16 protein-coding genes are annotated in these 22802 nt (G+C 37.1%); 11 read left to right on the top strand and 5 right to left on the bottom strand.

The genetic code is table 11. The annotated features are described in order from the left end of the window. Positions 1-105: 105 nt before the first annotated feature. From ULVI_RS04820 to ULVI_RS04805, 4 genes are all read left to right on the top strand, one after another. Positions 106-2946 carry a WD40/YVTN/BNR-like repeat-containing protein gene (locus ULVI_RS04820; RefSeq protein ID WP_068591390.1) on the top strand — a complete coding sequence of 947 codons (2841 nt, stop codon included), beginning with the start codon at positions 106-108 and terminating at the stop codon, positions 2944-2946. Positions 2947-3112: 166 nt separating this feature from the next. Continuing rightward, positions 3113-3778 carry a succinate dehydrogenase cytochrome b subunit gene (locus tag ULVI_RS04815; RefSeq protein ID WP_068590290.1) on the top strand — a complete coding sequence of 222 codons (666 nt, stop codon included), beginning with the start codon at positions 3113-3115 and terminating at the stop codon, positions 3776-3778. 11 nt (positions 3779-3789) lie between these two features. Beyond that, positions 3790-5805 carry a fumarate reductase/succinate dehydrogenase flavoprotein subunit gene (locus ULVI_RS04810; RefSeq protein ID WP_068590288.1) on the top strand — a complete coding sequence of 672 codons (2016 nt, stop codon included), beginning with the start codon at positions 3790-3792 and terminating at the stop codon, positions 5803-5805. Between the two features lie 6 nt (positions 5806-5811). Continuing rightward, positions 5812-6558: a succinate dehydrogenase/fumarate reductase iron-sulfur subunit gene (locus ULVI_RS04805; protein ID WP_068590286.1), complete on the top strand. Its 747-nt coding sequence runs from the start codon at positions 5812-5814 to the stop codon at positions 6556-6558. A 67-nt stretch (positions 6559-6625) separates the two neighbouring features. Here ULVI_RS04805 and ULVI_RS04800 read toward each other — a convergent pair whose 3' ends face one another. Continuing rightward, a complete protein-coding gene (locus ULVI_RS04800; RefSeq protein WP_068590284.1) occupies positions 6626-7468 on the bottom strand; it encodes an FkbM family methyltransferase in 843 nt (280 codons plus the stop codon). Between the two features lie 33 nt (positions 7469-7501). After that, entirely contained in the window at positions 7502-9766 is a 2265-nt protein-coding gene (locus ULVI_RS04795) for a tetratricopeptide repeat-containing hybrid sensor histidine kinase/response regulator (RefSeq protein ID WP_068590283.1), read from the bottom strand. Positions 9767-9880: 114 nt separating this feature from the next. Here ULVI_RS04795 and ULVI_RS04790 point away from each other — a divergent pair, with 114 nt between their 5' ends. The 3 genes from ULVI_RS04790 (at position 9881) to ULVI_RS04780 (ending at position 12449) form a co-directional block, all read left to right on the top strand. Beyond that, positions 9881-11020 (top strand): methionine aminotransferase, encoded by a 1140-nt coding sequence (locus ULVI_RS04790; protein WP_068590281.1) that lies wholly within the window; start codon positions 9881-9883, stop codon positions 11018-11020. 171 nt (positions 11021-11191) lie between these two features. Further along, the gene (locus ULVI_RS04785; RefSeq protein ID WP_068590279.1) at positions 11192-11668 is read left to right on the top strand and encodes an ankyrin repeat domain-containing protein; all 477 of its coding nucleotides are present in this window, start codon (positions 11192-11194) and stop codon (positions 11666-11668) included. A 1-nt stretch (position 11669) separates the two neighbouring features. Beyond that, positions 11670-12449 carry an amidohydrolase gene (locus ULVI_RS04780; protein WP_068590277.1) on the top strand — a complete coding sequence of 260 codons (780 nt, stop codon included), beginning with the start codon at positions 11670-11672 and terminating at the stop codon, positions 12447-12449. Here the strand turns inward: ULVI_RS04780 and ULVI_RS04775 are convergent. Both ULVI_RS04775 and ULVI_RS04770 read right to left on the bottom strand, forming a co-directional pair. Further along, positions 12436-14040 carry an Ig-like domain-containing protein gene (locus ULVI_RS04775; RefSeq protein ID WP_068590275.1) on the bottom strand — a complete coding sequence of 535 codons (1605 nt, stop codon included), beginning with the start codon at positions 14038-14040 and terminating at the stop codon, positions 12436-12438. The two genes, ULVI_RS04780 and ULVI_RS04775, sit on opposite strands and share 14 nt — an antisense overlap. A gap of 91 nt (positions 14041-14131) precedes the next feature. Next, on the bottom strand, positions 14132-14662 hold the full coding sequence (locus tag ULVI_RS04770; protein ID WP_241780953.1) for a ComF family protein: 531 nt from the start codon (positions 14660-14662) through the stop codon (positions 14132-14134). 216 nt (positions 14663-14878) lie between these two features. On the opposite strand from ULVI_RS04770, the gene ULVI_RS04765 reads away from it, so the two are divergent. Next, positions 14879-15763: a hypothetical protein gene (locus ULVI_RS04765; RefSeq protein ID WP_068590271.1), complete on the top strand. Its 885-nt coding sequence runs from the start codon at positions 14879-14881 to the stop codon at positions 15761-15763. Positions 15764-15826: 63 nt separating this feature from the next. Next, on the top strand, positions 15827-17368 hold the full coding sequence (locus tag ULVI_RS04760; RefSeq protein WP_068590269.1) for a glycine--tRNA ligase: 1542 nt from the start codon (positions 15827-15829) through the stop codon (positions 17366-17368). Positions 17369-17458: 90 nt separating this feature from the next. Here ULVI_RS04760 and ULVI_RS04755 read toward each other — a convergent pair whose 3' ends face one another. Then, on the bottom strand, positions 17459-20875 hold the full coding sequence (locus ULVI_RS04755) for a hypothetical protein (protein ID WP_068590267.1): 3417 nt from the start codon (positions 20873-20875) through the stop codon (positions 17459-17461). 157 nt (positions 20876-21032) lie between these two features. On the opposite strand from ULVI_RS04755, the gene ULVI_RS04750 reads away from it, so the two are divergent. Then, positions 21033-21797 (top strand): exodeoxyribonuclease III, encoded by a 765-nt coding sequence (locus ULVI_RS04750; protein ID WP_068590265.1) that lies wholly within the window; start codon positions 21033-21035, stop codon positions 21795-21797. Positions 21798-21832: 35 nt separating this feature from the next. Beyond that, positions 21833-22795: an OmpA/MotB family protein gene (locus tag ULVI_RS04745; RefSeq protein ID WP_068590263.1), complete on the top strand. Its 963-nt coding sequence runs from the start codon at positions 21833-21835 to the stop codon at positions 22793-22795. Positions 22796-22802: the final 7 nt, after the last annotated feature.

Here is a 22802-nt window from a genome sequence, read left to right as displayed (position 1 = left end):
ATTTTACTCAAAATTACTAGAATTTATGTCAAAGGGAGTTAATACAAAACTAAAATTTTGCAGAACAGCGGTATTTCAGTAATTTCAGCCACCAAACCAACAACTATGAAACTGTACCTGACCTTATTTGTCGCAATTTTATCAATTAGCGTATTTTCTCAACAAGTACCAACCTCTCCCTCTGAAGCTGAGAAAGCACTCGATCTTCTTCAAACATTTAAAGATAATTCCCTTGTAAAGAATCTTCCATTTAAAAATGTGGGTCCTACCGTCATGAGTGGACGTGTAGTAGATTTCGCAGTGAATCCAAAAAATCCAGTGGAATTTTATGTTGGTTATGCGAGTGGTGGTGTGTGGCATACAAAAAATAATGGGACGACATTTACACCTATACTAGACACTAGTCTAACACAAAATGTGGGAAGTCTTGCCGTAGATTGGAGCACGAATACTATTTGGGTAGGAACAGGAGAGGTGAACGCATCTCGCTCTAGTTATGCTGGCATAGGTTTATTGCAATCAACCGATAACGGAAAGACATGGAATAACATGGGTCTTACAGACAGTCATCATATTAGTAAGATTTTAATTAACCCAAATAATCCAAAAGAACTAGTGGTAAGTTCGGTGGGGCATCTGTATTCTGAGAATAGTGAAAGAGGGGTTTATAAAACTATAGATGGAGGTTCGACCTGGAATAAAACTTTGTTCGTGGATAATAGATCGGGGATTATTGAAATGGATGTGGATCCCAATAACTTTAATCTTATATATGCTTCTTCGTGGGATAAAGATAGAAAAGCATGGAATTTTCGAGGAAGCGGAATGGGAAGTGCGATCTATAAAAGTACCGATGCTGGAAGTAGCTGGACTAAAGTTTCAGTCACTGGAAGCGGATTTCCTTCGGGCGAAGGAGCTGGAAGGATTGGACTAGCGGTTGTTAATGAAAGCACCATTTATGCGGTTGTAGATAATCAAGATAGAAGACCTAAAGGAAAAGAAAAAAATAATGATGAAATGCTTCAGAAGGAAGATTTTAAAAAGATGTCTTCTGCTCAATTTTTAGCATTAGATAATAATAAATTGAAACAATTTCTTCGGAATAATAATTTTCAAGAAAAATATAAAGCAGAGAATGTAAAAAATATGGTACGGAGTGGAGCAGTAAAACCTATTGATCTTGCTACCTATTTAGAAGATGCAAATTCTATGTTGTTCGATACACCCGTAATTGGAGCTGAAGTTTACAAAAGTACCGATGGCGGAAAAAGTTGGAGTAAAACCCACGACGGATATTTGGATGATATTTATTATTCATATGGGTATTATTTCGGAAAGATCCACGTTGCTCCTTACGATTCTAACACCATTTATATTTATGGGGTTCCTATTGTGAAATCGAAAGATGGTGGAAAAACCTTTGAATCTATTAGTGCTGAAAATGTTCATGCCGATCATCATGCGTTATGGATAAATCCAAATCTTCCAGGTCATTTAATCGATGGAAACGATGGAGGGGTGAATATTAGTTACGACGATGGTGCAAGTTGGATTAAAAATAACGCACCTTCAGTAGGGCAATTTTATGCAATTAATGTAGACAACGAGACTCCTTATAATATTTATGGAGGACTACAAGATAACGGGGTTTGGGTAGGTCCTCACAATCATGAGGAGGATAAGAGCTGGCATCAGAGTGGGCAGTATCCCTACGAGTCGATCATGGGTGGCGATGGTATGCAGATTCAGATCGACACTAGAAATAGTGACGTGGTATACACTGGATTTCAATTCGGAAATTATTTCCGTCTCGATCGCGCTTCCGAAGAAAACACCTATATACAACCCAAACATGAGTTAGGGGAAAGTCCGTATCGTTTTAACTGGCAAACTCCAATTTTATTGAGCTCACATAACCAAGATATTTTATATTTTGGTGGAAACAAATTAATGCGAAGTTTAAATAAAGGAGACGATTGGGAAGCGATCTCAGGAGACCTTACCCAAGGAGGAAAGCCTGGAAATGTAGCTTACGGAACCCTTACAAGTATAAGTGAATCTCCATTTCAATTTGGATTATTATATGCGGGAAGTGACGACGGAATGTTGCATGTGTCTAAGAATGGCGGAAGCAATTGGACAACTATTTCAGGAACATTTCCAAAAGACCTGTGGGTAAGTAGAGTAATTGCTTCTGAACATAAAAAAGAACGAGTATATGTTACTTTAAATGGATATCGATGGGACGATTTTAAAGCGTATGTATATGTGAGTGAAAATTATGGTACTACTTGGAAAAATATTGGCAATACGCTACCAGCATCTCCCGTTAATGTGATTCGAGAAGACCCTGAGAACGATCAAGTATTATATTTAGGTACCGACAATGCAGCTTATGTTTCTTTCGATCAAGGACAAACTTGGGAAGCATTTTCTGAAGGATTGCCACATGTAGCAGTGCATGACCTGGTCGTTCAAGAGCGTGAAAAGGATTTGGTTCTTGGAACACATGGTCGCTCTATTTATATTGCCGACGTATCATTAATTCAAGAAATGAAGGGTTCTGCTAGTAATACCCTGAAAATTGCGGCGATAGATGATGTGCAAGCATCGAGACGTTGGGGAAGTAGTTTTGGACAGTGGTATGAAACCTTTGAGCCTTCGGTGCAGCTTCAGATCTTTGCTCCTGCTTCAGGAAAGGCAACGATTAAAGTGCTTTCTGAAGAAGGAAAAACAATACAACAGTTTACTTCCGAAGTAGCTAAAGGGATTAATGTAATCTCATACGATTTAACTGTTTCAGACAAAGGTAGGAAGGAACTGGAAAAGAAAGAAGTTGAGGTGCGTAAAGCACAAAATGAGAAGTATTATATTCCGAAGGGAGAATACAAAGTGTCTGTTATGCTTAATGGGGGAACAATAGAAACAGACTTCGAAGTGAAATAACCAATTTGGTTTAACGTATAGCTACATTAGAATGATTAGATTCATCATTCTCGTATTTAGAATAATTTTTAATTATCGCAAGAACCAATAAAACAAAACATAAAATTTGGCATTAGCCCTCGTGTGGCGTATTTTTGTGTCACTAAAATTTTGAAATAAAACCATAATGGGAATATTATCCGCTTCAATAGCCAAAAAAGTTGCCATGGCGCTTTCTGGCTTATTTCTTGTTTTTTTCCTTGCACAACATTTTACCATTAATCTATCATCTGTTATTGATCCTGAAACGTTCAATAATTGGTCTCATTTTATGGGGACTAATGGGTTGGTGCAGTTTGTGTTACAGCCAGTATTAATATTGGGAGTAATCTTTCACTTTGTAATGGGAATTGTGCTTGAAATTCAGAATCGCAATGCACGTGCAATTAGTTACAAATCTTATAAGGGGAGTAAAAACTCTACTTGGGCTTCTCGAAATATGATTATTTCTGGATTAGTAATTTTAGCGTTCTTAGGACTTCACTTCTATGATTTTTGGGTTCCAGAGATTGTTTATAAATATGTTGATGTTAAAGAAGCGGTTGAAGATCGTTATTTTATTGAGTTAGTGCACAAGTTTGAGAGTCCCGTACGAACTGGATTGTATTGTCTTGCTTTCGTTTTATTAATGTTTCACCTGTGGCATGGATTTGCTTCCTCATTTCAGAGTGTTGGATTTAATAATAAATATTCGAAAGCGCTTCAAGGTTTTACAAAGCTTTATGCGATACTAATTCCTGCAGGTTTTATTTTCATTGCGCTGTACCATCATTTTAACCAATTACCCCACTAAAAAGCAAAGCTATGTCGACATTAGATGCAAAAATACCTGAAGGCCCCTTAGCCGATAAGTGGACAAACCATAAAAATAACATCAACCTTGTAAATCCTGCCAATAAACGAAATATTGATATTATCGTTGTTGGAACTGGTCTCGCTGGAGGAAGTGCAGCAGCAACGCTCGCAGAACTGGGTTATAATGTAAAAACTTTCTGCTATCAAGATTCACCACGTCGTGCTCACTCTATTGCAGCGCAGGGAGGAATTAATGCGGCAAAGAATTATCAAGGAGATGGTGATAGTAATTACCGTTTATTTTATGATACTGTAAAAGGAGGCGATTACAGATCGAGAGAATCGAATGTGTATCGTTTGGCTGAAGTTTCAGCAAATATTATTGATCAATGTGTAGCACAAGGTGTCCCTTTTGCCCGTGAGTATGGTGGGCTTTTAGACAACCGTTCTTTTGGAGGTGTTTTAGTTTCTAGAACGTTTTATGCAAAAGGACAAACAGGACAACAACTATTATTAGGAGCTTATTCGGCGATGAACCGTCAGATAAATCGTGGTAAGATTGAACCATTTAATCGCCATGAAATGCTCGATATTGTAAAGATTAATGGAAAGGCGAGAGGAATTATCGCCCGAAATTTAGTTACCGGAGAAATTGAACGCCATTCTGCACATGCAGTAGTTCTTGCTACGGGAGGGTACGGAAATGTATTTTATTTAAGTACAAATGCAATGGGTAGTAACGTCACAGCAGCTTGGAAAGCCCACAGACGTGGTGCATTTATGGCAAACCCTTGTTATACGCAGATTCATCCAACATGTATTCCGGTATCGGGAGACCACCAAAGTAAATTGACGTTAATGTCTGAATCTCTTAGAAATGACGGTCGTATTTGGGTGCCTAAGAAAAAAGAAGATGCTGAAGCAATACAACAAGGTAAAAAGAAACCTACAGACCTTTCCGAAGAAGAAAGAGATTACTATTTAGAACGTCGTTACCCTGCCTTCGGAAACCTAGTGCCACGGGATGTTGCCTCTAGAGCTGCAAAAGAACGTTGCGATGCTGGATTTGGTGTAAATAAAACGGGAGAGGCTGTATATCTTGATTTTGCAAGCGCCATAGAACGCTACGGAAAAGAAGAAGCACTTATTCATGGAAATAATAATCCAACTGAACAAGAAGTGTACGATTTAGGTCGAGATGTAATCGAAAATAAATACGGAAATCTTTTTCAGATGTATGAAAAAATCGTGGATGAAAATCCGTATAAAACTCCCATGATGATTTATCCTGCGGTACACTACACAATGGGTGGGTTATGGGTAGATTATAATTTACAAACTACTATCGAAGGTTGCTATTGTGCAGGAGAAGCTAACTTTAGTGATCATGGTGCAAACAGACTTGGAGCGAGTGCATTAATGCAAGGATTGGCCGATGGATACTTTGTACTTCCTTATACTATTGGGGATTACCTTTCTAATGATATTAGAACCGGAAAAATACCAACTAATAGCCCAGAGTTCGATGTGGTAGAGAAAGATGTAAAAGATAGAATTCATAAATTACTGAATGCTTCTGGACAACATTCTGTAGATTATTACCACAAACGCCTAGGAAAGATTATGTGGAACAAATGTGGGATGTCCAGAAATGCACAAGGTCTTACTGAAGCGATTTCAGAAATTGCTGAATTACGAAAAGATTTTTGGGCGAATGTAAAGGTTCCAGGAAATGCAGATAGCATGAATCCGGAATTAGAAAAAGCAGGACGTGTTGCCGACTTCCTTGAATTAGGGGAGTTATTTGCAAAAGATGCATTGCATCGAAATGAATCTGCAGGTGGACACTATCGTGAAGAAAGTGTAGAGACAAGTGGAGAACAACAAGGAGAAGCGTTAAGAGACGATGAAAACTTTAAATATGTTGCTGCTTGGGAATACAAAGGAGAGCCAAAAGATGCCGTTTTGCATAAAGAAGATCTTGTCTTTGAAAATATTGAATTGAAAACACGTTCGTATAAATAAGAAGCTATGAAATTAACCTTAAAAATTTGGCGACAAGCGAACGCCACAGCAAAAGGAAGTATGAAAACCTATCCTATTGAGGATATAGAAGGAGATATGTCTTTTCTTGAAATGCTGGATGTTTTAAACGAAGACCTTATCAACAAGGGGGAAGAGCCTGTAGTGTTCGATCATGATTGTCGAGAGGGTATCTGCGGAAGCTGCTCGTTACAAATCAACGGTGAACCCCACGGACCCGACAGATTAGTAACTACATGCCAATTACACATGCGAATGTTTAATGATGGTGATACGATTGTTATTGAGCCATTTAGAGCAAAGGCGTTTCCTGTAATTAAAGATTTAATGGTCGATCGAAGTTCTTTCGATAGAATTCAACAGGCTGGTGGATATGTTTCTGTAAATACCTCAGGAAATACAATCGACGCAAATGCTACTCCAGTACAAAAAGAAAATGCAGATGATGCTTTTTATGCTGCTACCTGTATAGGTTGTGGGGCTTGTGTTGCAGCTTGTAAAAATGCGAGTGCGATGTTATTTACTTCAGCAAAAGTGTCTCAATATGCACTTTTACCTCAAGGACAAGTTGAGGCAGCTACTCGTGTTTTAAATATGGTCGAACAAATGGATAAAGAAGGTTTCGGAAATTGCACCAATACTGGAGCATGTGAAATAGAATGCCCTAAGGGAATTTCACTAGAGAATATAGCTAGAATGAACCGAGAGTACTTAAAAGCAAGCCTTCAAGGATAAAAGATTAAAACTATTTTAGATAAAAAAACCCGATCATTTATGATCGGGTTTTTACATTTTATAAACATTACTTTTTACACAAAATCATCGTGTTTCCTTTTAGAACAGAGCTCTCATTAACGGCACCGTAAGTGCTTTTGGTTAATCGATGATCTATATTTTCAATTTTAAAATTATGATGACGCAATAGCTTAATAATATCCCTATAATCTGTATTAAAATGATTCTTTAATAGATCTACATGGATTTCTAAAAGAAGAGTAAGATGTTTTTGTTTAAGAGTATTCTCCATTCCTCTTAATACTTTTTCTTCAGCGCCTTCTACGTCAATCTTTATAAAGTTGGGTGTTAATTTATGTTGTGAAAGAAAATCATCTATTGTTATACTAGAAATTTCAATAAAGTTTGCGGTAGATTTTGAGTTTATGATTAAACCAGGATTTGGTTTTTCAAGTTTTTGAATTCTCACAATTTCTTCTCGATCTGATACCCCAACATTATGTACTGTAATGGAATTAAGGGAATTAATAGCAATGTTTTTATTAATTAGCTGAATACATTTAGGGTCAACTTCAAAAGCATGAACTTTGCCTTTAGAAGCTAACTTTCCTGCAATACAGGTGAAATACCCAAGATGTGCACCAATGTCTAACACGGTACTTTCGGGATGTATTTCATTTATAAAGATTTTTGTGGCTACAGGCTCATGGATTTTTCCATTGGTATAACGTGGATAAAACCAACTCCATGAATAGGAATCTAAAGTACTATACTTTAAGTCTAATTCTTTAATGGGTAGTGCCCAATCTTTACTTCCTTTATATTTTTTTATTATGGGTTTTTGGTAAGTTTTTCGGGCAATGGTAAATAAGCCGAGCGCAGAGAGAATTTTCTTAATTCTTTTTTTCATTAAATTAATGTGTTATCAGAGATATCATGCAGGTTATACTGCTCGCAAGTGCGACTTATCTTTTACTTCCTTTTTATCCTTGGGCGGACTTGGAATATTTTTTAAAATGGTTTGAATAAATTTCTTTACATCATAGGGTTTTACGATAATGTCGTTCATTCCAGAGTCAAAAATTTTGTTACGCATTTCTTCCACTTCCACAGCAGTAAGGGCTACTATAGGGATTTTGGTGTTAAATTCTCGAATCTCACGTGTGGCTTCCATTCCATTTTTTAAGGGCATATTAATATCCATGAGAACTAGGTCATATTCATTTTCTCGAACGCTATGAATTGCTTGCTCTCCATTTTCTGCAATACTGCAAATCATATTATTCTTTTCAAGAATTTTTTTGGTAACAGTTTGATTAATTCTATTGTCGTCTACAATTAAAATTCTTTTGGCAACTAGAGTTGCATAATCTAGAAGTGTTGGTCCTCCGCTTTCGACTGCTACTTTTTGGTTTACATCATAAGTAAGAGAGAATGAAAAAAGTGATCCCATTCCTGGTTCACTTTCTAATGCGATTTCTGAATTGGAGAGTGACAGTAATTTCTTTACAATAGGTAAGCCTAAACCAGTACCTTGATAATTATAATTAACAGAATTAGCTTGTGAAAATTCTTCAAAAATTGTGTCTTGTTTTTCTTTAGGAATACCAATTCCTGTATCCTTAACATAAAACCGAATTGTTGCAGAACTTTCGGTTATTTGCTCCAACTCTGCAATAACATAGATGTCTCCACTTTCAGTAAATTTACAAGCATTCCCAATCAAATTCATTAAAATTTGAGATAAGCGTACCGAATTTCCTTCTATAAGTTGTGGGATGTTTTCTGAAATATGTACGATAATATTATTTTTATTCTGAAGGCGCATGTATTCAAATGAAGAAACAATCGTACGTATTAAATCTCGAATATTAAAAGAAGTATGTTCATCATCTATCTTTTTTGAATCTATCTTATTGATCTGAAGCACATCATTAATTAAAGCAAGCAGATAATCTGCAGAAAATTTTAACGATTTTAAATCGCTTTCATGCTTTTTTAAAGATTTATCTTCGAGCAAAATTGTACTTAGTCCAATTACTCCATATAATGGCGTTCGTAACTCGTGACTTACAGTAGAGAAGAAATTAGTTTTGGCTTTCGATAATTGTTCAGATGTTTCTTTTGCCTTTAGTGCCTCTTGGTTCTTAATGCGCAATTCTTTTACCAATTCTTTTCGTTTTCGGTAAGCAAAAAATAATCCAACAAAAATCAATAAGAAGCAAGTTGAAACAATTATAAGGAATGTATTTAGCTTCGATTTATTTTCAGCAACTTGTGCTTGTAATTCAGATTGAAGTTCTGCTGCTTTTGCGTCCTTACGATATTCAGAAACCTGAAATTTAGCAGAGAGGGCTTCAGTTTCAAGGGATTTTATTTTTTCATAATTAGCATTTATATACCCTTCTAATTTTTTACGTGCGGCATAAGCTTCTTCTATTTTTCCTTGGTTGTAGAGACTTTCACTATAGTATTTATATATTTTTTCAAGTTCGACTGTAAGGCCTTCTGCTTCCGCAGTATTAATAGCTTTAATAAAATATTTATCGGCCATTTCATAGTTGCTTTTTTGGGCGTAATATTCTCCCAAAAAATAGTCTAAACCAATACTAAAAGAACTGTGATCTTCAAACTTATTTAATTTCCGGGCTTTTATAAGGTGCAAATAAGCGGTTTTGTATTCTTTTGCATCCATGGCTGTGACGATCATGTTGTAGTACGCTCTCCCTAAACCACTAGAGTCTTTAATTTTTTCAAATAATTGTATAGACCTATCATTATATAAAAAAGCCTTCTTATAATTTTGCAAGTGGGTAGCATAAAAACTTGCAAAGTCCATATAGGTAAGCGCCATTGCGGTATCATTCTTCGATTCTATGGCGTATTTTTCAGATTTTTCAAAACTCTCCTTCGCCAAAATCGTATCTTTCATGGCGGCATAATTTTTCCCTAATAACCGATATCCTTGGTGGATATAATATGGATTTTCTGAAGTAAAAGCATCTTTTAAAAAATCGAAATTAATCTCAATCGATTTACGGTAGTCGCCATCTAAATAATAATTATTGGAAGAATCGATACGTTGACGAAAGTGTTCAACGTTTAAACCAGTATACGCTGAACCACCATTTTCTGTGCCTTGAAAGTTTTGCGCGGCTAACGAGTAAGATAGCGTAAAAATCAATAAGAAATACCTATATTTCTTCATTGGTTAATGAGGTTAATGGATTCACGGGGAGGCACTAAGATACACATTTTCTTGAAATTAGCTTAAAATCGTATTTAATTGTGTTTTGTCGACACTTTAACATTATCACTTTTTATGATCACTTCTAAACTTCCTCAAACCGAGACAAGTATATTTTCAGTAATGAGTCAACTGGCAAAAGAACACGGTGCCGTCAATCTTTCACAGGGGTTTCCTGATTTTGAAAGTGACCCCTATCTCATTGAATTGGTATCACACGCTATGAAAGATGGGTATAATCAATATGCACCTATGGCAGGGGACACCGATCTTTTAAAAGAAATTTCTAAAAAATACCAACTCTTGTATAAAAAGGCGTACGCACCCAATTCAGAAATTACGATCACTGCAGGTGCTACGCAAGCGATCTTTACGGCAATTACCGCAGTAGTTAATAAAGGTGAAGAGGTAATTATTTTTACTCCAGCATACGATTGTTATGCACCTTCAATTAAGCTTATGGGTGGGAACATAGTCCCGGTGCAATTACAAGCCCCAGCCTATAAACCCGATTGGAATTTAGTAGCAAAGAAAATTACAGAACGAACTAAAATGATTATTGTTAACTCCCCTCACAATCCGTCGGGAATGCTTTTTTCTGAAGACGATATGCTTCAGTTGGAAGCATTGGCAGTAAGACATGATTTAATTGTATTAAGTGATGAAGTGTACGAACATATTATATTCGACGGAAACATCCATCAAAGCGCTGCACGTTTTCCGAAGCTATCTCAACGTACTTTTATTACGGCATCGTTTGGAAAAACATTTCATAATACTGGATGGAAGGTTGGATATTGTGTAGCCCCTCAAGCTTTAATGAGAGAGTTTCAAAAGGTACATCAATTCAACGTTTTTTCTGTAAATCATCCTGTTCAAAAAGCATTGGCCACTTATATGAAAGATCCCGATCATTATTTAGGGCTTTCATCATTTTACCAAAAAAAGAGGGATTTTTTTATAAATGAATTGAAAGATGCACGCTTTAAAATAGTTCCATCGCATGGAACCTATTTTCAGTTATTAGATTTTTCTAAAATTTCGACCGAAAATGATGTAGCTTTTGCAGAACGTCTCACAAAACAATATCAGGTCGCAACCATACCAACTTCTGTTTTTAATGCGAATAACGAAGATTATAAACAAATACGTGTTTGTTTTGCAAAAAACGAAACAACATTAAAAAAAGGAGCTGCCATATTAAAAACACTATAGTATGGATGAATGTTTTTATACAGAACATAAAGAAGTGATAATTACAACATCCCATATATATTGTGCCAAAATAAAATTTATTAAGAGTAATTTTGTAAATTATACCTGAAGTTAACACAGGTGTTCTTTCTCGTGGAGGAATATTTGGTAAACTCTGGAATATATTAGCCTATGAAAGATTCATTATTTAATGCCATACGTAACGAAGATTCAGCGATGGTGCAATCTATACTAAAAGAAAATCCTGAACTTGTAAATGAAAAAGACGCAAGAGGTTCTACGCCTTTATTGCTGGCTGCTTATTATGGTCAAGAAGAAATAACAGAAATCATTTTAAGGCATCCGCAAGAAATAGATGCTCAAGACGGTGTGGGGAATACAGCCTTAATGGGAGTTTGTTTTAAGGGGTTTGCAGATATTGTAACAATGCTAACCGAAAAAGGAGCAGATGTAAATAAGACCAACTTCAACGGGTCCACAGCTTTAATATTTGCAACAACATTTGGAAGAAAAGAGATTGTCGAGTTATTGTTGCAAAACGGTGCAGAAACAACTACTCGAGATGACCGCGGTAATACTGCCCTAGATCATGCTAAAATGCAAAATGTCCCAGAAATAGTAACTTTACTAGAATCTCATTCGAAATAATATGATAGAACGTCTTTCTGTTACACTAGTTCAATCACATTTACATTGGGAGAACTCCGTCGCAAACAGACAACATTTCACAAAAATTTTTGAAAATATTTCTGCGAAAACAGATTTAATCGTGCTTCCTGAAATGTTTACAACGGGCTTTTCTATGAATGCAAAAGCATTAGCAGAACCAAAACAGGGTCCTACGTTAGAATGGATGCAGTCTGAAGCCAAAAAACACAACGTAGCAATTACTGGAAGTGTAATTATACAAGATAATGGCCTTTTTTTTAACCGACTATTCTTCGTGTTTCCTAATGGAAACTCAGAACACTACGATAAGAAACACACCTTCACACTTGCTAATGAGCATAAAACCTACACTGCTGGTCGAAATAAACTTATCGTAAATTATAAAGGTTGGAAATTATGTCCGCTTATTTGTTACGATCTTCGATTTCCGGTATGGGCTCGAAATACAGAAGAATACGATGTTTTGTTGTTTGTCGCTAATTGGCCGAAAGTACGTATTACCGCATGGGATACGTTATTAAAAGCTCGAGCTATAGAAAACATGAGCTATTGTATTGGTGTAAACCGCGTAGGCCTTGATGGAAATGGATACGAATACAACGGTCACTCAGCTGTTTATGATGGACTGGGGGCGCTAATATCAACACCCGATTTCGAAAAAGATTTCACACAGACGGTCATTTTAGATAAAAAAAACCTTCAAGAACAAAGAGAGAAACTTCAATTCTTGAACGACCGCGACAGTTTTACTCTAACGTAAACGTTTCCTGTAAACTCCAATTAGAACGTACCTCCAGTTGGGATGGATAATATACCACACGCTCAGGAGCACGTCTGTCTAGAAAACTACCAGTATCCCAGATTCCATTTGCATTAGTGTCGTAAATAATCCGTAAATAATACGATGCAGGTTTTAAATAATCGAAATCAACTACAGTGTTTTCTGTAACTAACTTTTCTGAAACTACTTTAAATTTTGCATCGACCAACTGTACAATTAATGGGAACTCTCGTGCATTTGAAAGGGTTAACGATAAGGTGCCATAATCTGAAAGTGCTTGCGTTCTAAATGTGTATTTTAATGTGTCGTTTGTAGTTTCAAAGAAGTCTGTAATTGCTCCAGGAAGTACATTCATTGTGTAACTTTGTGATTCTAACTTCGGAAAGAAAACAGCAAGTGTGTTGTTTGTTCTATTAATTTTTACTGAAGCTTCAACAGCAACGGTATCTTTATCGGTGACGGTGATTAATTCTGAAGCAAAAGAAGTTAATGGAGTATTGGCCGCAAGAATAACAGAATCCTTAGGAGTGAGAACCTGCGGACTTACATTTTTAATATTTAACGTATCTACATACAAATCACGAATTCTCGCTTTAAGAGTATCTGTTTTGCCACGGTTTTTAGCTAGAAATAGAAGAGAGTCTACCTCTACTGAAGGTTTAAACCAATAATGAAGTGTGTCGGTACTTCGGTCTTTAAATAGTCTGGAAGTATATCCAGAAGGAACTTCAGAAATAACTTCTATTGTTAAACTATCAGCATTCCCTTCATACCCAAAAAGGATGTGATTTTTAGATTCATGCTTAGGATTTATAACTCTGTAATCTGCCGATTCTTTAAAAAGATTTAGCGTGTACGTGGTGTCGGTTGGTAGCGTAACGTATGTTTTTTCGAATGCAATCTTATCAACTTTGGGTTGAAAAAGATAATCGTTCCCTTTATCTTTCAAAGCTAATAATAAATAAGAGCCTTCTTTTAAGTTAGTTAATTCGAACGATCCAATACTATCTGTGGTAGTGGTAATGTACGTTGGTTTTTCTGTATAAATAAGCGAGTCTTTAAATACCTCGTTTATTTCGTAAAGCAAAACAGTCGCAGGAAATGAAGGGGTTAATAACTCTGCATCTTTCACTGTTCCAGAAAGTGTTAAACTGTCGATGTAATCTCCAGTTGAAAATACATATTTATAATACTCAAACGGATTTTCCTCATTGTTATCTACAATACTTTTTCCAAAATTATACGAATACGTCGTATTTTCCTTCAACGTATCTTGAATTTGAATTTTTAGCGTTTTAGAAGTGCTTAAAGGGGTGATAATTGGAGCATAAGTTGCGGGAGGAGAGATGAGTAAGTTCTTGCTAAGATCTTTCAGTTTAATATATTCATCGAACGTAATTCTAATTTCATTGCCATTAAAATTAGTCGTGTAGTTTTCGGGAGTGCTTCTTAATAAAACAGGAGGGATACTGTCTAGTTTTCCGCCAGAAGGGAACCCTTTTTTTGCACAATCGGTAAACGATAATGAAAATAAAAAAGCAATAAAAAGGTACAACAATCGGTATTTCAACTAGTTTTTTTTAAAGAATGAACCGCAAAAATAACGAAATAGAAGCACTTTCATTGTGCCCTATTTTTTTAATTTTTATGTCAATAGAATATCATGCAATTGCAATGGTGGCAAGACTAATTTTTGCTTGAGTACCATCAAGTAACTTTATAGCACACTGCTCTAAGGTAGCGCCAGTGGTAACAATGTCATCTACTAATAAAATATGTTTTTCTGTCAAAGCTTCTTTATGAGCCACCGTAAAGGTATGGGTTCCGTGAAACCGTGTAAGTCGTTTTTTAAAAACTTGTGAGTCACTTTTGGTAACTTTTAGAAGAATATCATCGCGATATGGTTTGTTTAAGGCTTTTGCAATTTCTTTTCCGAAACCTTCTACTTGATTATACCCTCTTTTTTTTAGTTTGATTTTATGTAATGGGACAGGGATAATCATATCGATATTCTGGTATTCTTCTAATTCCGCTAATTCTTCACCTAACCACTTTCCGAAGAAACTACTAATCTCCTTTCTTCCTCTATATTTTAATGAGTGTAGTAAATTTTGAGTAATCCCTTTTTTCTGAAATAGTAAGAGAGCGGTAGCTTGTTGAACGGGAAAACGACCAAAAAAGATTTGTTTCATTCCTAAATTTGTAGTTTTATGATGTGAAACAAGAGGAATCGAGTGTCTACATGAAATACAAAGAATTTTTTCATTACCCGAAAGCACTGATTTACAGCCAATACACGCTCTGGGAAACAAAAGATTTAACATAATTTTAATTTTTTTACCATTTCATAAACGTTTCCGCTGATAATACCGCTGTATTTTAGCACCCTAAACAAAATTAACATAATTATGAGTACAGAAAACAATAGTTCAAAGTTTAAGGTTCTAATAGGAGTTTTATCACTTCTTTTAATTGCCTTAGCTGTCTATACAGTTACCTTGTATAATGATAGTAAGAGTACTGTTACCAATCTGGAAAAACAAAAACAAGGAATTGAACAAGAGTTGGAAGAGCTTATCGCTAATTATGATGAGATCATTCAAGACAACGAATTAAAAGACAAAGACCTACTAGCAGCTAGAGAGCGAATAGAGGTTTTATTAGATTCAGTAAAAGATTCTGAAGCAAACCTAGGTCTTATTGAACGTTACAAAGCAGAAGTAGGACGTTTAAAAACGGAACGTAAAATGTTGTTTAAACGAGCAGATAGCCTTATTGCTGCCAATCAGCGATTAGCTATCGAAAGAGATAGTACCACCATGGTATTATCAGAAACCTATAAAGTCGTAGATTCTGTAAGCGAATCGAACATGGCAATGGCAGAAACCATTAAAAAGGGATCTATTGTAAAGGCGACCGACCTTAAAGGTGATGCTGTAATTATTAGAAACAGCGGTAAAATTGTTGATACAAGAAGAGCAAGCAGAGCCGATAAAATTAGAGCTTGTTTTACATTAGCACCGAATTCTATAACTCAAAGTGGAGATCGTACACTATATGTACAAGTAATGAACCCTAAGAACAACCTTTTAGGCGACAAAAAGACCATCGAAGCAGAAGGCATGCAACCCGTATCCTATAGCGCTTCCACAAAAGTATTTTACGAAAATGAAGAATTGGACGTATGCATTTTGGTAAATGCAGCCGAAAGTGAACTCATCGAAGGACGTTATGTAGTGAATGTTTACGACGGAATGTCGCAAGTAGCAACTACAACCATGGAATTGAGATAAAAAAATCTTTTAAAAAATGAAAACCGCTGCGACATATCGTAGCGGTTTTTTTATTTTTACGCCATGGCAAACAACGACGATCAATTTAAAAAAGTAGTATCCCATGCGAAAGAGTATGGGTATATATTTGGTTCAAGTGAAATTTACGACGGACTAAGCGCTGTATATGATTACGCGCAAAACGGAGTGGAACTTAAAAAGAACATTCGAAACTACTGGTGGCACAGTATGGTGCACATGCATCAGAATATTGTAGGAATCGATGCGGCAATTCTTATGCATCCAACTACCTGGAAAGCTTCTGGGCACGTCGATGCTTTTAACGATCCTTTGATCGATAATAAAGATTCTAAAAAACGTTACCGCGCCGATGTTCTTATTGAAGACTATGCTGAAAAGCTAAATATAAAAGCACAAAAAGAAATTGCTAAAGCCGCAAAACGTTTTGGAGATGCTTTTAATGAAGAAGAATTTGTTACGACCAATCCCCGTGTACTACGCTATCGTGAAGAACAAAAAACGGTTCTTGAGCGAATGGCGCGCTCGCTAGAAAAAGAAGATCTTGCCGATGTAAAAGCATTGATCGAAGAATTAGGAATTGCCGATCCAGATACAGGAAGTAAAAATTGGACCGAAGTACGACAGTTCAACTTAATGTTCGGAACAAAATTAGGCGCTTCAGCCGATACGGCTACCGATCTATATTTACGTCCTGAAACCGCTCAGGGAATTTTTGTAAACTTTCTAAACGTTCAAAAAACCGGACGTATGAAGATACCTTTCGGAATTGCACAAACAGGAAAGGCCTTCAGAAATGAAATCGTTGCTCGACAGTTTATTTTTAGAATGCGCGAATTCGAACAAATGGAAATGCAATTTTTTGTTCGTCCCGGTGAGGAAATGAAATGGTACGAGCACTGGAAAGAAACCCGCCTTAACTGGCACCTTTCATTAGGATTAGGGGAAGAAAATTACCGCTTTCATGATCATGAAAAACTAGCCCACTATGCAAATGCGGCAGCCGACATCGAATTTAATTTCCCGTTCGGTTTCAAAGAACTGGAAGGAATTCACTCACGAACCGATTTCGATTTAAAAGCGCACGAAGAACACAGTGGTAAAAAACTACAGTTCTTCGATCATGAGATTAATGAAAGTTATACCCCTTACGTAGTAGAAACTTCCATTGGTTTAGACCGAATGTTCCTTGCGGTACTAAGTACGGCATTGCAGGAAGAAACGCTCGAAGACGGAAGCACTCGAACCGTTTTAAAGATCCCTTCTGTACTTGCGCCTGTAAAAGCAGCGGTTTTCCCATTGGTGAAAAAAGATGGCTTACAAGAGATCGCACAGGAAATTATCGAAGAGTTGCAATGGGATTTTAATGTATTGTACGATGAGAAAGATGCGGTGGGAAGACGCTACCGTCGTCAAGATGCTAACGGAACTCCATTCTGTATCACGGTAGATCATCAAACCAAAGAAGACCAAACCGTAACCATTCGTCACAGAGATTCAATGGAGCAGGAGCGTGTTGCGATTAGTGAACTTTCAGCCAAGATTAATAAGGCCGTGTCGTATAAAACATGGTTGGGAAAAAAATAAGACTTTAAATTTCATTTCTTCGGAAGTTGATTTGTTCTGAAACAGCTTCCGAAGAAAATTATTTTTATCCTTTATTGAAGGTGCTTCAAGTTAAAAAAACGCCCGTAATTGTACCGTTCCTGTATGTACAGCGTTAGCGGTTTCACTTTTTCTTCCGAAGTAAGACAGATTCGCATCTAAGTATTTTGTGATCCGTTTCTGAAACAACAAACGCCACGTAAAATTGGTGCCCGGTTGCAACCCTTCTAACATTTGATATGCCACCGGAGAAAATGCGTTTCCAATAAAATTATTATCAATATAATTAAACTCTCCGTTCATCGAGATCTTTTCAGCATTGGAATACGCAAACGAAAAACCGAGATTTTGTTGCTTCAGCGCTTCTTTCATTCCTAACGAATTATCTGAATTTGCGAATTTGTAAAAAACATCAAAACGGGTTTGTGTATTCAGCAGATACGAAACCTTCGGATTTACCTCATACATATCCAATCGGTAATTTCGAGCCGAAAAGTTTTCAGAAATGCTTTCACTACTGCCGGTGCTTCCTTTTAGATTAAACAACCAACTTGCTTGTACTTTGTGATTAAAATTAAGCTGATGACTTTTCAGTTTGCTTTCCTGTAATCCTAACGAAATAAGGTTGCTGCTTTTGGAAGAGATAAAGGTGTAGCTCGTAGTATAGCGTTGCTTCCCGCGGTTAAAGAAAAGGGCATTTCTAAAATTTAAGGACAATCCTAATTGATCATCACCACTATCTCCAAATGGATTAATATTAAACCCTTCATTCGTGCGACGCACTTTTCGGTCGAGAACATACGAACTCTGATTGTAAAATTTAGAAAGCACTTTTTTAAAGCCGGTGCCATTCGCCCATTGTTGTGGGTTTAGGGTAAGAATCTGACTAAATTTATTCTGCCGGATCCGTAAAAAGATCTGGTTGGGCAATAAAATACGCACATACGCTGCTTCATCTTGAAACTGCGCAATTTCAAATTCATCCAGTTCCTGTACGCCATTATTGTTATAATCGTTCCAAGTATACACGCCTTCTCCAGGATCTACCTGTACATAGGTAAATTCCTGTTGAGGAATCACTCCATTGTTCGATTCCAATACGGTATTCGACCGAATCGCATTATTGAAGAATGATTGATTGTATAAAACACGGGAATTTAACGAACGCTCATTTTCATCCTCCCCGTCCTCGTCTTTCAGCACCCGATAATTCGCAAAAGCCATGAGTTGACTGTTTTTGGAGTTGATTAAGCGCGATTTTAAATAATAGGTATTCGAGGTGTTTACTTTTTGTAGTTGTCCGTTGCGAATACTATCGTTTACACGGTATTGATATCCAACTTCTGCATACACCTTCGTGCTATCCCCTACACCCGAAAACACTTCAAATTGACTAAATTTTTGACTCACAGGACGCAATGTGTCGTCCACTACACCCCGCAATTGATTGTCTTCAAGCGCTACTTTTCCACCCACCCATGATTTTTTCAATGAATAAACGGTAGTATTGTTGAAACGTATAAATCGCGAATCCAACGAGTCCCCTTTGCTGTTCAAGAAACTCCCATTGGTTCTTATCTGTAATTTTTTAAGCTGAATGGCAGAGGAAATTACATGACGGGTTCCGCTAAAGTTTTCCGAAAAATCCAGGTTCTGAAATTCGTACCGTCCTCCACCAATTGTAGGGTCAGAAATAGCAACTCCTGTGGTAACAAAACGTTGATTTCCTAAGGGATTTATAAGGTTCCAATCCCGGTTAAACTCAATGTTATAAATGTTTTCAATACTTCTAAAATCTCTGTTTATGTAATCCAACGAACCAAAACCGGTTACTTTTAGTGTGTCTGCAGAAGTATATAAGGTTTGCCTCGCATCGAATCTTCCGGCAAAACCATCGTTATTATTATCATCCAGATCTGAAAAAAGGTTAAGGTCATTTTTACTTCCTGCCACTTCAAAAGAAATATTTGTTTTTTCTGAAGGATGATACGCCCCAGTTAATCCGCCAATTTGTAATTTGGTTGGAGCATTTAATTGAATAATTGGAGCATAATTCCCCTGCGGAACGCCGTTTAGAGGCGCTACATATTCAAAAACCCTACTAATAGCGTTCGTTTCACTAAGAACATAATCTCCCATATTATTTCCAACAAGAGTAAATCGCACACTAAAAAGTTCATCATCAGGATTGGTAGAATAGATAAAAACTTCTTCCCCATTTAGAATTTCTCGGCGATAGAGAATTTTGTTTTCAGAAAAGGTATCGGGTACAGCCGATGGTGCTGTCATTTGTGCTCTATCATCTCCCGCAGCCAATAGAACTGCAACCTGTTCTTCCGAAAGGTTTTGCTGTAAGGGCTGATTTTTCGCATCATTTTCAGAATACACGTAAGTTCCCAGGTCTAATTTTTCACTCGTATAGTTTCCGCCCCCATAGCCAATAAACCGCGTATAATTACGATCGGTAAATTGATATTCTACATTAATTCGCATGTTTGCAGTAATGGGGTAGGTGCTGTTAAACTTAATTTCTCCCGCATTGTAATCGATTACATAGTCTTCATTTTCACCACGTTTTAAAAGCAAACCATTTACATAAACTCGCTCACTTCCCGATACAATAAGAATAAAGAGTTCTCCATTGGGCCCCACTAATTTGTAAGGTCCTTGATTTCCTTCTTGGCCAATAAATTGGCTCTGAGCAAACACTCCACGTACCAATGCACCAGCTGCAAAGGCGCTGGTTTTCGATCCGTCGCCATGATCGATAGTACCTCCTAGTGAAATTCCCTGTACTTTTTTACTGAAATTAGCAAAATAACTCGTCGCGTTCTGAAGGTCAACATCTCCCGCACGAATGTTCCAATTATCACTATAAAGTTCGATAAAGATCTGGTCGAATTCATCCAGACTTTGCGAATAGCCTCCTTCTTGTGTAGGGATGTTGGCATCCTGTATCGACGCCCGTATGGCTACCTTGTCACTTAGCTGCCCAGTGATCTGCAGATCGAGTTGCGAATTCACAACTGCATTTTGATTGTTTCCAATAGTAACTCCCCGGGAAATGCTTCCCACTGTATTTAATCCGTCAAAAGGGGTAAAAGTATTCTGTTGTGTCGATTGATCCAACGAATACAGCTTGTCGATATCTTCGGTATTTTCAGAAATAATTTTTGGATCGAATGTAAAATACTTCCGGGTAAGAAAGTTGGGATATTTTAAATAGGATATTGTGACCGAATCTTGTGATTGCTGAAGCTCTTCTGAAAAAATAACCCTTCCCTTTTGGAAATCTACGGTGTACTGAAGCGAATCGATTCGTTGACCTTTTTTATCCGCTACTATAAATTTAGATGGATTTAGTGAAACAGTATCTAAAACAACAGTGTCTCGTACCGCAACACGTTTTGTTCGATGACCAGAAACTACTTCCTGCGCATATCCAGAAACGGAAATACATAATACAAAAAACAGTAGTAGATTCTTCATTACCTATACAACTTACAAGAAGTTGATTTATTTTGTTGATTCTTTTTTGAAAACCTTTTGTGGTGAAGGGGTCGTAAAAATACAATCTTAATTACTTTAGCACCGAATAGAATTGCTTCGGAAAGTAAAGATTTTCTATAGCAACTAAAAAGGAACGATGAAAATTATCTCATACAATGTTAACGGTATTCGAGCTGCCATTCGCAAAGGATTTTTAGACTGGATACAAAGTGCCGATCCCGATGTAATCTGCATTCAAGAAACAAAAGCGAACAAAGAGCAAGTCGACTTGGAAGCTATTGAAGCTGCAGGCTACCCCTATCACTATTGGTTCAGCGCTCAGAAAAAAGGGTATAGTGGGGTTGCTATTTTTTGTAAAAGAAAACCAAATCATGTGGAGTATGGGGTAGGCATCGAATCGATGGATTTCGAAGGAAGGACCATTCGTGTAGATTACGATGAGGTTTCGGTAGTAAGTTTATACCTGCCAAGTGGAACCAATATTGCCCGCTTGGAGCACAAACTAGAATTTATGGTATTGTTTCAAGAATATGTAAATGCTCTAAAACAGGAAATTCCAAATCTAGTGATCTGCGGCGATTACAATATTTGTCACAAAGCCATCGATATTCATGATCCTATTCGAAATGCCAATGTATCTGGATTTCTTCCTGTGGAACGCGAATGGATTGGGAATTTTATCGACAGTGGTTTTATCGATTCGTTCCGCTTTTTTAATAAAGAGCCCGATAATTATACTTGGTGGAGTTACCGTGCCAATGCTAGAAACAACAACAAGGGCTGGCGCATCGATTATAATATGGTTTCTCAACCACTACAAGATAATCTAAAACGAGCCGTTATATTACCAGAAGCCAAGCACAGTGATCATTGTCCGTTGTTGGTAGAGCTTGAATTTTAAATTCCCAAATCTTATTACAGAACAAACCAATTGCTATGAACAGTATTTTAAAAAAAACAACTCTTATTTTATTCATTCTCGGAATCACTTCAAGTTGTGTTTCATCAAAGATCTACGAAGACCTTCAAAAAAAGTACGACACGCTAAAAGCTGAAAACGAATCGCTCATGTCCCGTCTAGACGGAAAAGGTGGAGACCCTTCTCAGTACAGTGTTCAAAATCTTTTAAAAGAAAAAGCCGAATTAGAAGCAGATAAAAGCCGATTGGCAATGGATCTCGCTGCTACGGAAGCAAATCTAAAACGCTTACAAGGTAGTTACGATGCTTTGGAAGCGAATAGTTCTTCTTCCTTATCTGAAAATTTAGCGCTAAACAGAGACCTATTAACACAGCTTGAAGCAAAAGAAAAAGCTTTGAATGCAGAAAACGCGCGTCTCGAAAAACTGAAGCAAGATCTTGCTGCACGATCACAACGGGTAGAAGAACTGGAAGGAATCATCGCAGCAAAAGATGCCAAAATGAGCGCATTAAAAAATGCTATTTCAGCAGCACTTACTAATTTTGAAGGCAACGGACTCACAGTCGAGCAGCGCGACGGTAAAGTATATGTCTCGATGGAAAACAAGCTACTGTTCGAAAGCGGAAGTTGGGCAGTGAACAGTCGTGGAAGGGAAGCTGTGGTGGAATTAGGAAAAGTACTAGCACAAAACCCGGAGATCGCAGTATTAATTGAAGGACATACCGATAATGTCCCGTACGGAGGAAACGGTCCACTAAAGGATAATTGGGACCTTTCTACAAAAAGAGCGACGGCAATTGTCTCTATTCTTACAGAGAACAATGGCATCCCTAAAGACAACCTTACCGCTGCAGGAAGAGGAGAATACGCACCAATCGCATCGAATGCCACTTCGGAAGGAAAGACTAAAAACCGACGCATTGAAGTGGTGTTAACTCCGAAGTTAGATGAAATTAATAAATTATTAAATGAGCTGTAATTGTTGG

Origin of the sequence: Cochleicola gelatinilyticus, assembly GCF_001637325.1 — a bacterium.
Classification (GTDB): domain Bacteria; phylum Bacteroidota; class Bacteroidia; order Flavobacteriales; family Flavobacteriaceae; genus Cochleicola; species Cochleicola gelatinilyticus.
This window is presented reverse-complemented; position numbering and strand designations above follow the sequence as displayed.

Coding starts and splice junctions, on each gene's coding strand:
- ULVI_RS04795 (WP_068590283.1), bottom strand. CDS start 9,766: ATGAAGAAATATAGGTATTTCTTATTGATTTTTACGCTATCTTACTCG.
- ULVI_RS04810 (WP_068590288.1), top strand. CDS start 3,790: ATGTCGACATTAGATGCAAAAATACCTGAAGGCCCCTTAGCCGATAAG.
- ULVI_RS04780 (WP_068590277.1), top strand. CDS start 11,670: ATGATAGAACGTCTTTCTGTTACACTAGTTCAATCACATTTACATTGG.
- ULVI_RS04760 (WP_068590269.1), top strand. CDS start 15,827: ATGGCAAACAACGACGATCAATTTAAAAAAGTAGTATCCCATGCGAAA.
- ULVI_RS04820 (WP_068591390.1), top strand. CDS start 106: ATGAAACTGTACCTGACCTTATTTGTCGCAATTTTATCAATTAGCGTA.
- ULVI_RS04800 (WP_068590284.1), bottom strand. CDS start 7,468: ATGAAAAAAAGAATTAAGAAAATTCTCTCTGCGCTCGGCTTATTTACC.
- ULVI_RS04750 (WP_068590265.1), top strand. CDS start 21,033: ATGAAAATTATCTCATACAATGTTAACGGTATTCGAGCTGCCATTCGC.
- ULVI_RS04745 (WP_068590263.1), top strand. CDS start 21,833: ATGAACAGTATTTTAAAAAAAACAACTCTTATTTTATTCATTCTCGGA.
- ULVI_RS04765 (WP_068590271.1), top strand. CDS start 14,879: ATGAGTACAGAAAACAATAGTTCAAAGTTTAAGGTTCTAATAGGAGTT.
- ULVI_RS04755 (WP_068590267.1), bottom strand. CDS start 20,875: ATGAAGAATCTACTACTGTTTTTTGTATTATGTATTTCCGTTTCTGGA.
- ULVI_RS04790 (WP_068590281.1), top strand. CDS start 9,881: ATGATCACTTCTAAACTTCCTCAAACCGAGACAAGTATATTTTCAGTA.
- ULVI_RS04770 (WP_241780953.1), bottom strand. CDS start 14,662: ATGAAACAAATCTTTTTTGGTCGTTTTCCCGTTCAACAAGCTACCGCT.
- ULVI_RS04785 (WP_068590279.1), top strand. CDS start 11,192: ATGAAAGATTCATTATTTAATGCCATACGTAACGAAGATTCAGCGATG.
- ULVI_RS04815 (WP_068590290.1), top strand. CDS start 3,113: ATGGGAATATTATCCGCTTCAATAGCCAAAAAAGTTGCCATGGCGCTT.
- ULVI_RS04805 (WP_068590286.1), top strand. CDS start 5,812: ATGAAATTAACCTTAAAAATTTGGCGACAAGCGAACGCCACAGCAAAA.